The sequence below is a fragment of the Bradyrhizobium sp. ORS 375 genome (genome assembly GCF_000239775.1).
Taxonomy (GTDB): domain Bacteria; phylum Pseudomonadota; class Alphaproteobacteria; order Rhizobiales; family Xanthobacteraceae; genus Bradyrhizobium.
Genome location: NZ_CAFI01000313.1, coordinates 1 through 12,610, shown reverse-complemented (window position 1 = coordinate 12,610; position 12,610 = coordinate 1). Strand labels below are relative to the sequence as shown.

Annotated in this window: 11 protein-coding genes; 3 read left to right on the top strand and 8 right to left on the bottom strand. The window is 66.6% G+C overall.

Annotation, left to right across the window (positions count from 1 at the left end):
* Window positions 1–149: 149 nt before the first annotated feature.
* Genes BRAO375_RS22990 through cysG form a run of 5 tightly spaced genes read right to left on the bottom strand, consistent with a single transcriptional unit; the run spans window position 150 to window position 4,782 of the window.
* Window positions 150–869, bottom strand: a complete 720-nt coding sequence (locus BRAO375_RS22990; protein WP_009029848.1) for a phosphoadenylyl-sulfate reductase — start codon at window positions 867–869, stop codon at window positions 150–152.
* Between the two features lie 2 nt (window positions 870–871).
* Window positions 872–1,384: a DUF934 domain-containing protein gene (locus BRAO375_RS22985; protein WP_009029847.1), complete on the bottom strand. Its 513-nt coding sequence runs from the start codon at window positions 1,382–1,384 to the stop codon at window positions 872–874.
* On the bottom strand, window positions 1,371–3,026 hold the full coding sequence (locus tag BRAO375_RS22980; RefSeq protein WP_009029846.1) for a nitrite/sulfite reductase: 1,656 nt from the start codon (window positions 3,024–3,026) through the stop codon (window positions 1,371–1,373). Before BRAO375_RS22980 ends, BRAO375_RS22985 begins: the two co-directional genes overlap by 14 nt.
* 10 nt (window positions 3,027–3,036) lie before the next feature.
* The gene (locus BRAO375_RS22975) at window positions 3,037–3,351 is read right to left on the bottom strand and encodes a DUF2849 domain-containing protein (protein WP_009029845.1); all 315 of its coding nucleotides are present in this window, start codon (window positions 3,349–3,351) and stop codon (window positions 3,037–3,039) included.
* The gene (gene cysG / locus BRAO375_RS22970; protein ID WP_009029844.1) at window positions 3,352–4,782 is read right to left on the bottom strand and encodes a siroheme synthase CysG; all 1,431 of its coding nucleotides are present in this window, start codon (window positions 4,780–4,782) and stop codon (window positions 3,352–3,354) included. It abuts the gene before it with no gap.
* A gap of 234 nt (window positions 4,783–5,016) precedes the next feature.
* On the opposite strand from cysG, the gene cysD reads away from it, so the two are divergent.
* Both cysD and cysC read left to right on the top strand, forming a co-directional pair.
* The gene (gene cysD, locus BRAO375_RS22965) at window positions 5,017–5,811 is read left to right on the top strand and encodes a sulfate adenylyltransferase subunit CysD (protein ID WP_035641739.1); all 795 of its coding nucleotides are present in this window, start codon (window positions 5,017–5,019) and stop codon (window positions 5,809–5,811) included.
* Between the two features lie 13 nt (window positions 5,812–5,824).
* Window positions 5,825–7,741: an adenylyl-sulfate kinase gene (gene cysC, locus BRAO375_RS22960; protein WP_035641732.1), complete on the top strand. Its 1,917-nt coding sequence runs from the start codon at window positions 5,825–5,827 to the stop codon at window positions 7,739–7,741.
* Between the two features lie 221 nt (window positions 7,742–7,962).
* Here cysC and BRAO375_RS22955 read toward each other — a convergent pair whose 3' ends face one another.
* Window positions 7,963–9,036 (bottom strand): cytochrome-c peroxidase, encoded by a 1,074-nt coding sequence (locus BRAO375_RS22955; RefSeq protein ID WP_009029841.1) that lies wholly within the window; start codon window positions 9,034–9,036, stop codon window positions 7,963–7,965.
* A 152-nt stretch (window positions 9,037–9,188) separates the two neighbouring features.
* On the bottom strand, window positions 9,189–10,451 hold the full coding sequence (locus tag BRAO375_RS22950; protein WP_009029840.1) for a cupin domain-containing protein: 1,263 nt from the start codon (window positions 10,449–10,451) through the stop codon (window positions 9,189–9,191).
* Between the two features lie 225 nt (window positions 10,452–10,676).
* Between BRAO375_RS22950 and BRAO375_RS22945 the strand changes: the two genes are divergently transcribed.
* Entirely contained in the window at window positions 10,677–11,045 is a 369-nt protein-coding gene (locus BRAO375_RS22945) for a hypothetical protein (RefSeq protein WP_009029839.1), read from the top strand.
* Between the two features lie 191 nt (window positions 11,046–11,236).
* Here BRAO375_RS22945 and BRAO375_RS22940 read toward each other — a convergent pair whose 3' ends face one another.
* Window positions 11,237–11,839, bottom strand: coding sequence for a Uma2 family endonuclease (locus BRAO375_RS22940; RefSeq protein ID WP_035641730.1), 603 nt, complete (start codon window positions 11,837–11,839; stop codon window positions 11,237–11,239).
* Window positions 11,840–12,610 lie beyond the last annotated feature (771 nt).

The following is a 12,610-nucleotide window of genomic DNA, read 5'->3' as shown; positions in this document are numbered from 1 at the left end:
GTTCCGTTCAGAGTCAACGAAACCGGATTTTCTTGTTTCCGACCGAACACCAGCATTTTGCTACGAAGCGCCCGGCCTTGGCATAGCTGTTCTTTGCCGCGACACAGTGTCGTCATTGCCGCCCGAACGGTCGGCAATCGAAGTCGCAACTACACCGCCGACGTCGCCACCGTGTGGATGCCGCACTCCGTCTTGCCGCGGCCGCGCCAGCGGCCTGCGCGCTCGTCCTCGCCCGCGTCCGCGCGGCTGGTACAGGGCATGCAGCCGATCGAGCGGAAGCCGGAAGCCACCAGCGGATGCTGCGGCAAATTGGCCGAGCGATAGATCGCCACGATGTCCTCGCGGCTGACATTGGCGAACGGATTGAACTTCACGCGCGCGCCGTCCTGCTCGACCACGGGAATCGCGGCGCGCAGGCCGCCCTGAAAGCGCTTGCGACCGTTGATCCAGGCGGCGAAGGGCGCCAACGCGCGCGCCAGCGGCTCCACTTTCCGGATGCGGCAGCAGGCGTCGGGATCGGAGAACCAGAGCTCGTTGTCGGCATCCTGACGCGCCAGCGATGCGGCATCCGGCTTGATCGAGCGGACGTCGCGCAGGCCGAGAATATCGATCAGCTGATCGCGATAGGCCAACGTCTCCGCGAACATATGCCCGGTATCGAGGAAGATCACCGGGATCGACGGATCGACATCGGCGGTCACCTTCAGCAAGGCCGCGGACTCCGAACCGAACGAGGAGACCACCGCAAGCCGCTCGCGGCCGATCGCCTGCAGCGCGGCAGCGATGACCTCGTGCGGCGTCGCATTGCGCAGCGCTGCATCCAGCGCCGCGACCGGCGTCTGTTCGACCTGATGTGATGCAGCCAACATGCTCACAGCCCGGCACTCTCCGAATGACGCAGTTGCAGGCGCTGATGCAACGCCGAGATCCGGCCGTCGCCGGCCGGCTGGTAGAACACCGAATAACGCTTGACGGTTTCGGTGAACGCCTCGGCGTCGGCCTGCTTTTTGACGTCGAACGCATCGAAGCCGGCGCGCAGCATGAACACGAACTGGTCACGCAGCACCTGGCCGGTCGCGCGCAGCTCGCCGCGATAGCCGTAGCGCTCCCGCAAGAGCCGCGCCTGCGTGTAGGCGCGGCCGTCGCGGAAGCTCGGGAACACCAGCGCGACCAGCGCGAGGCGGTCGAGATACGGCACGAGATCGTCGACATCGCGATTGTTCGGCCAGATTACGCCGAGCTTGCCGCGGCTCGCCAGCGCATCGGGGTCGGCAAGAAAGCGCGTCTCGGACACGAGGATCGCGCCCGTGGCCGGCAACTCGGCGTCGTCGGCGACGCGGACGAAGGCGTCCGTAACGATGTGTCCGCCCTTAACGAGTGGCATAAACCCGCTCCCTGAATGGTTCGACCCCGAGCCGCTTCACCGTGTCGACGAACAGCTCTTCGGGGTGCGCGCGCAGCGCAAGATAGGCTTCGACAATATCTTCGACGACATCGGCAACCTCGGCATAGGGCACCGCTGGGCCGATCAGGGTGCCGAGCACGGCGCCTTCGTCGGCGCGGCCGCCGATCGTGATCTGATAGAACTCCTCGTTGTTCTTCTCGACGCCGAGGATGCCGATGTGGCCGACATGATGATGGCCGCAGGCATTGATGCAGCCGGAGATGTTGATGTGCAGCCGGCCGATCAGGTTCGCCGTATCGTGATTGGCGAATCGGCGCGTGATCTCCTGCGCGATCGGGATCGAGCGCGCATTGGCCAGCGAGCAGTAGTCGAGGCCCGGGCAGGCAATGATGTCGGAGACGAGGTTGACGTTGGGGATCGCCAGGCCAATGGCCTCGAGCGCCTTCCACACCGCCGGCAGATCATGCTTGCGCACATGCGGCAACGCGAGGTTCTGCTCATGGCCGACGCGGATCTCGCCGAACGAGTACTTGTCGGCAATATCGGCAAGCCCATCCATCTGGTCCGCGGTCGCATCGCCCGGCGGCTTGCCGACCGGCTTCAGCGACACGGTGACGATAGCGTAGCCCTGCTGCTTGTGCGGGAACACCGAGTTCTTGCGCCAGGCCTCGAACTTCGCATCATGCGCGGCCTGCTTCAGCTCGTCCGGCATGTGCGGCAGCGCCTCATAGGCGGGATAGAAGAAGCGCGAGCGGATGTCCTCGACGATCCCGTCATCGAGCTTGAGCACGCCCTCGCGGATCTGCTGCCACTCCTCCTCGACCTCGGCCGCGAACTTCTCGATGCCGAGCTCGTGGACCAGGATCTTGATGCGCGCCTTGTAGATGTTGTCGCGGCGGCCGTACTGATTGTAGACGCGCAGGATCGCCTCGACATAGCTCAGGATGTCATGGCCATGCACGAACGGCTTGATGGTCTTGGCGATGAACGGCGAGCGGCCCAGCCCGCCGCCGACCAGCACCTCGAAGCCGGTCTCGCCCTGCTCGTTCTTCAGGAGCCGCAGGCCGATGTCGTGGATCTTGATCGCAGCGCGATCGTGCTCCGAGGCCGTGATCGCGATCTTGAACTTGCGCGGCAGGAACGAGAATTCGGGATGCAAGGTCGTGAACTGGCGCAGCAGCTCGGCCCAGATGCGGGGATCCTCGACCTCGCCCGGAGCGACGCCGGCCCACTGGTCGGCGGTCACGTTGCGCATGTTGTTGCCGGAGGTCTGCATCGACTGGATGCCGACTTCGGCGAGATCGGCCATCGCGTCCGGCAGCTCGGCGAGCTTGATCCAGTTGAACTGGATGTTCTGCCGGGTCGTGAAATGACCATAGCCGCGATCGTAGCGCCGCGCGACATGCGCCAGCCGCCGCAGCTGGTTCGACGCCAGGGTGCCGTAGGGGATGGCGATGCGGTACATATAGGCGTGCAGCTGGAGATACACGCCGTTCTGCAGCCGCAGCATCTTGAATTCATCCTCGGACAATTCGCCCGAGAGGCGGCGCTTCACCTGGTCGCGGAATTCGGCGACGCGCTCGTTGACCAAAGTGCGGTCGATTTCGTCATAAGCATACATGAGAAGGCCTTCAGGCTTGAGCCGGGAGCGCGATGGTGGCGCCCGTCAGCCGGATGTGTTCGCGCATGTTGCCGGGCTTGACCGCGCCGTCGGCTGCGACCTCGACCGGGGCGATGTAAGGACCGATCGCGTTGAGATCGTCGGCCACCGCCTCCGTCAGCAGCGCGCGCGCCTCCTCGGCGGTGCGCACGATCGCCGCGTCCGCGAGTTCATCCGACCAGCTCTTGGTGCCGGTGCGATAGATCACCGCACCGTCCCACGTCCGGTTCGCGGTGACGATCGAGGGACCGGTGATCTTGATCTTCTGTTGCAGCGGGGAGGTCATTCAGACGGGTTCCAGGAGTTGTGCAATCACGCCACTGAGATTCTGCTGACGCCACGGCGCCGAATGCGCCACGACGTCACCGATGATGAGAATGGCCGGGCCGCCATCGATCTGGCCGACGAGATCCGGCAATTGATCGAGCGTGCCGACCGCGGCCTGCGCATCCGGCCGCGTCACGCGCGCGAACACGCCGACCGGCGTCTGCGGCGAGCGGCCCGCGGCGAGCAGGCCGGAGCGCACTGCCGGAGCGGCCGTCATGCCCATGTAGACGACGACGGTCATCTTGGTGTCGGTCAGAACCGACCAGTCGACCGCCTCGGCGTCGCGCTCCTTGTGCGCGGTGAGGAAGGTGATGCGCAGCGCCTTGCTGCGGAAGGTCAGCGGCACCTCGAACTGCGCGGCGGCGCCGATGCCCGCGGTGATGCCGGGCACGATGGTGTAGGACACGCCGGCGTTGCGCAGCGCGTCGACCTCCTCGCCGCCGCGGCCGAACACGTAGGAGTCGCCGCCCTTGAGGCGAACCGCGCGCTTGCCTTCGCGCGCGGCCTCGATCAGCAGCTTGTTGACGGCGTCCTGGCCGATGCCGGGCTTGCCGACGCGGCGGCCGACCGGCACGCGCGAGGCGTCGCGGCGGATGCGGTCGAGAATCTCGGGGGTCACCAGCTCGTCATAGTAGACGACGTCGGCGTCCTGCAGCGCGCGCAGCGCCTTGATGGTGAGAAGATCGGGATCGCCCGGACCGGCACCGACCAGCGTGACGTGGCCTTCGCCGCGACCGGCGTGATCAGCGCCCGCGAACGCGGTGGGATCGGCGATGTCGTGCAGCGCCGCTTCGGCTTCCTGCTTGCGGCCCGCCAGCACCAGCGCGCCGATCGGGCCATCGACGATGCGCTCCCAGAAGCGGCGGCGCAGCGGCATCTCGGCGATCAGCGGGTTGATGGTCTTGCGGAAGTCGCCGATGAAGCTCGCGAGCTCGCCGATCCGCGCCGGCAGCAGCGCCTCGATGCGCTCGCGCACGCGGCGCGCCACGACCGGCGATGAGCCGCCGGTGCCGATCGCCACAACGACATCGCCGCGATCGACGATCGCCGGAAAGATGAAGCTGGAATGCGCGAGGTCGTCCATCACGTTGACGGGAAGACCCACGCTGCGCGCCCGCGCCGACATCGCCACGCCGATGTCGCCGGCGCCCGCGCACAGAACCGCGATGACGCCGGTGAGATCCGCGCTCAGCGGATCGCCGTCGGCGCGCTCGATCTGGCCGTGATCATCCTTGAGTCCGCCCAGATCGAAGTCGCCATCGGTCGCGAACCAGCGGATGCGTGCGCCGGCGGACAGCAACACGCGCAGCTTGGCGCGCACGAGCTCGCCCGCGCCGATCAGCAGCACGGGGCCGGTCTTCAGATCGAGAAACACCGGCAGATATTGCATTGCGTCCGTCGACTTCGACTCTTCGGGGTTGACTGGAATTATTTTCTATATAAGTGTCACCGCGCGGACGTAAAGAGAAAATTTTTCCCTGGCTTCGCCATAGAATTTTCTCCCAAGCAGGCGATGGCTGACAGTATGCACATTCTCACCAACGACGTTTCCAGAGACCGGTTGCCCTCCTCGGAGCTGGAGCAAGCATCTTCCATGCCGCGCGTGCTGAGCGCCGCGCCGACGATGGATCATCTCGATCAGCTGGAGGCGCAGAGCATTTACATTCTCCGCGAGGCCTTTGCACGGCTGAAGAAGCTCGCGCTGCTGTGGTCGCTGGGAAAAGATTCCAACGTGATGATCTGGCTCGCACGCAAGGCCTTCTTCGGCCGCGTGCCGTTTCCGGCCATGCATGTCGATACGGCCAAGAAGTTTCCGGAGATGTACGCCTTCCGCGACACCTACGCGCAGGAATGGGGCCTCGATCTCCGCGTCGAGCCGTGCCCGCCGATCGATGCCGTCGATCCCACGCTGCCGCCCGCGGCGCGCTCGGCTGCCCGGAAAACCGAGGGCCTGAAGATGGCGCTCGCCAAGCACGGCTTTGACGGCCTGATCGCCGGCATCCGCCGCGACGAGGAGGCGACGCGCGCCAAGGAGCGCGTGTTCTCGCCGCGCGGCGCCGAAGGCAATTGGGACGTCCGCGACCAGCCGCCGGAGTTCTGGGACCATTTCAACGCCTCGCCGCCGCAAGGCGCGCATCTGCGCATCCATCCGATCCTGCATTGGACCGAGGCCGACATCTGGGCCTACACGGCACGAGAGAACATTCCGATCATTCCGCTGTATCTGTCCAAGAACGGCAAGCGCTATCGCTCCCTCGGCGACCAGGACATCACCTTCCCTGTCGCATCGAACGCCTCGAACATCGCGGAAATTCTCGCCGAGCTCGAGAGCACCAAGGTGCCGGAGCGCGCCGGACGCGCGCTCGACCATGAGACCGAGGACGCCTTCGAGCGTCTGCGCGTCGCCGGCTATCTGTGAGCGGGAGCGCGCGATGAACATGAGAGTCCCCGCCGCCGCCCCCGCCACGCCGAATGGCACCACCCGCCCGCAGGTCTCAATCGTCATCGTCGGCCATGTCGATCACGGCAAATCGACGCTGGTCGGCCGCCTCTTGCATGAGACCGGCAGCCTGCCCGACGGCAAGCTCGAAATGCTGCAGGCGGTCTCCGCCCGCCGCGGCATGCCGTTCGAATGGTCGTTCCTGCTCGACGCGCTGCAGACCGAGCGCGACCAGGGCATCACCATCGACACCACGCAGATCCGCTTCCGCACCAATGCGCGCGAGGTCGTGCTGATCGACGCGCCTGGCCATGCCGAGTTCCTGCGCAACATGATCACCGGCGCCTCGCAGGCCGACGGCGCGGTGCTGATCATCGACGCGCTCGAAGGCGTGCGCGACCAGACCCGCCGTCACGGCTATCTGCTGCATCTGCTCGGCGTGAAGCAGGTCGCGGTGGTCGTCAACAAGATGGACCGCGTCGATTTCAGCGAGGATCGCTTCGACGCGATCAGGACCGAGATCTCGGCGCATCTCCAGGGCCTCGGCGTCAAGCCGGTCGCCGTGATCCCGATCTCCGCGCGCGACGGCGACGGCGTCGCCGCCCTGACCTCGCGGATCGGCTGGTACGACGGCCCGACCGTGGTCGAGGCGCTCGACGGGCTCGAGCCGGCGAAGCCGCTGTCCAGCCTGCCGCTGCGGCTGCCGGTGCAGGCGATCTACAAGTTCGACGACCGCCGCATCGTCGCCGGCCGCGTCGAGGCCGGTGAGTTGCGCTCTGGCGATGAGATCGTGATCATGCCGGCCGGCAAGATCGCCAAGATCAAGACCGTCGAGGGCTGGCCGCAGACGCCTGTCACGACGGCGCAAGGCGCGGGCCGCTCGGTCGGCATCACGCTCGACCGCGAGCTGTTCATCGAGCGCGGCGACGTCATCGCCCATGTCGGCCGCGAGCCGCAGGCGGCGCGCCGGCTGCATGCGCGCATCTTCTGGCTGCACGACCAGCCGCTCGCCAAGGGGGACAGCATTCTGGTCCGGCTCGGCACCCGCGAGGCGCGCGGCAGCGTGGTCGCGATCGAGAAGGCGGTCGATCCGGGCTCGCTGTCCAACGAGGAGAACGCGTCGATCGCGCGCAACCATGTCGGCGAGATCGAGATCGCGCTGACCCAGCCGGTCGCGGTCGATCCCTATACCGAGAACGCGCGCACCGGCCGCCTCGTCATCGAGGTGCAGGGCCGCATCGCCGGCGGCGGTCTGGTGCTGTCGATCGCTGCCGGCAAGCGCGCCGCGCCGGTCGACATCATGCCGGTGGAATCGGCGCTGCAGCCGCAGGAGCGCGCCGACCGCTATCGCCACAAGGGCGCGGTGGTCTGGATGACCGGCCTGCCCGGCGCCGGCAAATCGACCTTGGCGCGGGCACTGGAGCGGCGGCTGTTCAGCCGCGGCGGCGCGCCCGTGCTGCTCGACGGCGACACCGTGCGCGCCGGCCTCAACAAGGATCTCGGCTTCACGCCGGAGGACCGCGCCGAGAACATCCGCCGCCTCGCCGAGGTCGCGACCCATCTCGCCCGCAACGGCCATATCGCGATCGTCGCCGCGGTGTCGCCCGCGCGCGAGGACCGTGCTGCCGCGCGTCGCGTGGCCGGCGATCTGTTCCGCGAGATCTATGTCGCCACGGCGGCCGAGATCTGCGAGAGCCGCGACCCCAAGGGCCACTACGCCAAGGCCCGCGCCGGCAACTTGCAGAACTTCACCGGCATTGGCACCGACTACGAGCCGCCGCTGGATGCGGAGCTCGTCATCGACACCGCGACGCGCGGCATCGCCGATGCCACCGACGAGCTCGAATCGCTGCTGTCGAAAACCGGCGTGCTGTTCGACGACATCGCCGATCTCGGCGCGAACATCTGAGGCGAAGGTCGTTCGCCTTCGATGACCCAACACGACACGACGTCATTCCGGGGCAAGGCCGCAGGCCTTGAACCCGGAATCCCGACATTGTCTTGCGTTCATTCTTAACAAGCTCGAGATTCCGGGTTCGATCGTCAACGCACAGCCGCTTCGCGGCTGCGCATTGCCGATCGCCCCGGAATGACGGTGAAAGCGCGACGCCGTCTCGTCTCAGTCCGACGCTACAGCGCGCCGACATACGCCGTGAGATCGTCGAGCTCCGCCTCGGTCGGCAGCCGCGATTCCATCTTCTTGGCGTAGAACTCCCACATCAGCTTGACGGCCTCGCGCAGCGAGGCCGTGCGGCCATCGTGGAAATACGGCGCGGTCGATGCCACCGCGTGCAACGTCGGCACCTTGAACTTGCCGCCGGTGCCGATGTCGTCCTTGCTCTTCTTGTCGAAGCTCGGCAGCTGATGGCAGGTGCCGCAGCCGCCGTCGCCGACATAGAGCTCATAGCCGCGCTTGATCGCCGCGCTCGCATCCGGCCGCGGCGTGCCGTCCTCCTTGACCTGCCAGTTCGCCGGATAGTTCAAGGTCCGGACATAGGCGACCAGCGCCGCCAGCGTCTCCGGCGACGGCTCCGGTCCCTTCATGCGGTTGACGATGATGCCGCGGATGCTGTCCTCCAGCGTCGCGGCTTGGCCCGCCCAGCCGAACACCGCGCGCTCGGCGACGCCCCACAGCGTCGGCGTGTTGCGGCCGTTGGGATCGCCGTCGGCAACAACATCGAGGCCGACATAGGTCTTGTTGTTGGTGTGCCCGGTCGAGAAGTGACAGGTGGCGCACGACGCCTTGCTGCCGCCCGACAGGCTGGCGTCGTTGAACAGAGCGAGGCCCTTGGCCGCGAGCTCCGCCTCGGACAATGCGGCTTGCGCGGTAACGGCCGCGCCGACCGTGACGGGCTCAGCCGTCGTCACGGGTTGTGCCGCCGCCACGGGCTGCGCCGCCACCGGCTGGGCCGCGACCATCGCGGGCGGGGCCTTCCGCTTGTGCGGCGCCGCGGCCGCATGCCTGACCCTCGCCCCGTGCGCGGAGGTCCTCACCCGGTGTGCGGCGGACCCGTGCGCGGAGCGCCTGTGCACCACGGCCGCGACATGGACCGGCTTCGGTTTCAGCGCGGCCGCGAGCCGCTGCAGCAACGACGGCTGTCTGTCGGCTACCTGATAGGATGTCGTCGCGCGATCGGCCGCGAGTGCGGGCAGCGCGAGCAGGCTCAGACACAGGACGGCCGACTTCAGCCCAGTGAATGACATCACCCCGACTCCCCCCGCATCCTGTAGATGCGAGTCGTTATCGGTAGCCTTTACGTCCGAAGTGGGACTGTGCCGCGGCAATGAGTCGGCGCGCACTCGCCGCGAATGCCCTGATCGCGGCAGGCGATCAGTGTCGGCACGAACCTGCCATGTCAGCCCGGCACCAGCGCCGCATTGACCTTGGGGATGGCCTGCAGCGTCTCCGGCGAGATCGCGAGATGCTGCAGCACGAGCTGCGGCGGCAGATGCGTCAGCCACTGGTTCAACGAGATGTCCTGATAGCGCGGCGCCTTGAACATCTCGAGGAAGACGAGATCGCTGTCGCCGGTGTTCTCGATGTAGTGCCCGAGCGTCTGCGGCACGTAGCCGACGTCCCCCGGATTGAAGTCGATGGTGCGCGCCGCCGATTTGTTGAAGAACACTGTCATGCGTCCCCGTCCCGCGATGTAGTACTGCCATTCATTGGCGTTCGGATGCCAGTGCAGCTCGCGCATCCCGCCCGGCTTGATGGTGACATGCGCCATCGCGATGTTCTTCGCCGCCGCGAAGTTCGAGGAATCGACGATGCGCACCTCGCCGCTGCGGTCGGATTTCTGCGGCTGCATCGGCTGCATCGGAAAGGTGAAGTGCTCGGCGCTAACATGGCCGGAGTTGATCGCTGCGGATCGATCCTGCTCAAGCCCGCCGGGGACCGGCGCCTGGAAGATGTAGCGGCCGTCGCGCGGAATGGTCTTGAAGGGATCGAGCGCGGACTGTGCCACGCTCCAGTTCTTCGCCACCACCTCCGGAGGCGTGTGAATCATCCAGTCCGACAGCAGCGTGGTATTGTCCTCGGAGAATTTTCCGTCGTCGAACACCAGCAGAAACTCGCAGCCGTCCGGCCCGAGCCCCTGTAGCGAGTGCGGAATGCCGGTCGGGAAGTACCAGAGATCGCCGGCCTGCACGTCGTCGACGAACACGCCGCCATCGGCGTCGACCGCCGTCAGCCGGCACGAGCCGTGCAGCATCAGGGCCCATTCGTCGGCCTCGTGCCAATGCAGCTCGCGGATGCCGCCGGCCGTGAGGCGCATGTTGACGCCGGCAATGTCCTGGGAGATCGGCAGATCCTCGACATTGACCTGCCGCGACCAGCCGCCCTCCTGGACGCGCCGGTGCATCATCGAGAACGAGCTCCAGAAATTCGGCGGCAGCGCATGATCGGTCGGCGGCGGTGCATTGGCGCTGGGAAACAGCTCTTGCAGCGCGCGGTTGTTCGGGCCGGGATCGCTGGCACTGTCCTGCGGCTGCGCATGGGCACGCGTAGTAGCGAGCACGCCGGCCGCCGCGGCGGTCGAGACGCCGAGGAAGTTGCGGCGAGAGAACAGATTCTTGAGCAGCGATCGCGCGGGTCGAATGGAAAAGGGCTTTGGCGGCATGACCGTCTCCGATTGCGGTCGGGCCTCAACCTCGCGCGTCGCCCGGTGTTCCTCGCGTGGCGACCGCATTTCGTGACCGGCGTCACGGTCGGCACACGCCGGACATCCTAAACATCGGCTCACCGCCAGCGAGTTGCCAAGCGGCGCAGCGGGGACAGCACACAATCATCGGCCGACCGGCCATCCATCGCCAGCCCTCACCCTCAGACGCAAGGAGGTCACACCATGTCGCGCTCCACCCTCACCCGCATCGGCTTTGCTCTGACCCTGATCATCTCCGGCCTCGGCACGATGTCCGAGGCCCAGGCCGGCGGTGCCTACGGCCCGGACACCTGCAAGATCGGCTATGTCTGGCGCGAGGCCTATCCCGGCGACCACACCTGCGTGACGCCGGACCAGCGCGCCCGCGCCGCGCTCGACAACCGCCAAGCCGGCAACCGCGTCAGCGCCACCGACCGCACCTATGGCAGCAGGACCTGCCGCCAGGGCTACGTCTGGCGCGAGGCCTATGACGGTGACACCACCTGCGTCACCCCCGAGCAGCGCGCCCGCGTGAAGTACGACAACGCGCGCGCCAACGGACGGTATCAGTAAGAGCATCTCGGGATGACCATGACCACGGAGCGGACGGCACCAACGCTGTCCGCTCCGTGCCGTCACCCGGTCCGTTCAACGCGACACGACGCAGCCACATCCTCGCTGTAACGAAAGAGGCGGAGCCAGTCGGCGCGAGGTTCCAGGCTGACCGACTGCAAGGACGATCGTGCGACGTCTGGCCGCTCGGACTAATTGCGCGAAACCGGCGTGCGTTCGTAGAGGTCGGTCACGCGGCACATCAGGCCGAAGCTGGGCAGCGACAGCTCGCCCTGCGCATCGCAGGTGATCGACGTCCATCCGCTCTCGCTTCGGACATCGAGCGCGACGTGCATCCGGTCCTGGGCGATGACCAACACCGCGAGGCAGTGCGGGTGCTCGCGGTACAACTCCCGTTTGACGTCGATCCAGCGGCGGTCGGTGCCGGGCACGATGACCTCATCGGTGTCGGAGATCACTTCGGCCAGAAGATAGGCTTTGTCGACGAAACGCTGGCCGGGATCATAATCGGCATCGATCACGCCAACATCCGGCTCCGGCCTGAAATCGCCGGCGCCGAGATCGAGTCCGGGCCGCTGCGCCGCCAGCCAAGCCGGCGCGTGCCGCGCCAGCGCATCATTGAGCAGCCGTTCGAGATTGCTGGCGATCTGGTTGTGCGCGATGGTCGGCGGGGTCATCATCATGGCCACACCCCCGATCAACTCCCAGCGCTCGTGATCCGGCCGCCGCGCCTGAAAGCTGCGGAACTCCAAGGCTGACATCCGGCCCGAACGGTCATGAGCGGCAATCTGCATCTACGGGCATCCGATTGTTGCCGGGAAGCTAGCATGTGACGACTATGAAGGGGAGAGGAGTCGGGCGGCCGGCGAGCCGTAGCTATAGCGAACAACAACGTGCCTTTTGCGCAGTCCGTCTGACAAGCTAGCGCCGGTTTGATGCCGGACCGGCGCCGAGCTCTCAGCACAGCCGCCGCGGAGTATGGGTCCCGGCGCGGAGGCCGGGACGACACCGAGGTTGCGGCACCAGCGCAGCCACACAACCGGTGTCGTCCCGGACAAGCCCGGCAACGCGAAGCGTTGGCGGGCGCCGATCCGGGATCCATACTCCGTGAAGCTTGTTTGAGGTACATCCCGCGAACCAAGTCGCGACTCTGATGGCTGCGCACGCTCCCGCAACGAGCTACGCGAAACATCCGAATTTGCTTGCCGCAACAACCTGATTTGCCCTGTCCAGTCCTCCGCCGAAAAATATTCCTCTTTCATTTTTTCCGAAATCATGTATATCTCTGCCCATCCCGTCCCACACGAGGGACGTTTCGCGACCGTCACGGACGTCGGGTGCGGGATGCGGTGGGCGCCTTAGGCTGCGGCGTGAGTGATCACGCTGGCGGACAGTCCCGGGGCGCACGGCCAAGCCGTGGGGTTCTGGCATCCCGATGCTGATGCCACGCCGGCGATGACGCCAACGCGTCGCGCGGGCAACGGTGACCACAAGCCCGGGCACCGGGGAGACCACGGAGCAACCGTCAATCCATCGCGCAGGGAAGGCCGGATGTCCGGCTCGTA

Excerpts from the sequence above, each read along its gene's own strand:
- BRAO375_RS22985 (WP_009029847.1), bottom strand. The coding sequence starts at position 1,384 with ATGCCACTCGTTAAGGGCGGACACATCGTTACGGACGCCTTCGTCCGC.
- BRAO375_RS22955 (WP_009029841.1), bottom strand. The coding sequence starts at position 9,036 with ATGTCATTCACTGGGCTGAAGTCGGCCGTCCTGTGTCTGAGCCTGCTC.
- BRAO375_RS22980 (WP_009029846.1), bottom strand. The coding sequence starts at position 3,026 with ATGTATGCTTATGACGAAATCGACCGCACTTTGGTCAACGAGCGCGTC.
- BRAO375_RS22975 (WP_009029845.1), bottom strand. The coding sequence starts at position 3,351 with ATGACCTCCCCGCTGCAACAGAAGATCAAGATCACCGGTCCCTCGATC.
- BRAO375_RS22950 (WP_009029840.1), bottom strand. The coding sequence starts at position 10,451 with ATGCCGCCAAAGCCCTTTTCCATTCGACCCGCGCGATCGCTGCTCAAG.
- cysG (WP_009029844.1), bottom strand. The coding sequence starts at position 4,782 with ATGCAATATCTGCCGGTGTTTCTCGATCTGAAGACCGGCCCCGTGCTG.
- cysC (WP_035641732.1), top strand. The coding sequence starts at position 5,825 with ATGAACATGAGAGTCCCCGCCGCCGCCCCCGCCACGCCGAATGGCACC.
- BRAO375_RS22940 (WP_035641730.1), bottom strand. The coding sequence starts at position 11,839 with ATGCAGATTGCCGCTCATGACCGTTCGGGCCGGATGTCAGCCTTGGAG.
- BRAO375_RS22945 (WP_009029839.1), top strand. The coding sequence starts at position 10,677 with ATGTCGCGCTCCACCCTCACCCGCATCGGCTTTGCTCTGACCCTGATC.
- cysD (WP_035641739.1), top strand. The coding sequence starts at position 5,017 with ATGGATCATCTCGATCAGCTGGAGGCGCAGAGCATTTACATTCTCCGC.
- BRAO375_RS22990 (WP_009029848.1), bottom strand. The coding sequence starts at position 869 with ATGTTGGCTGCATCACATCAGGTCGAACAGACGCCGGTCGCGGCGCTG.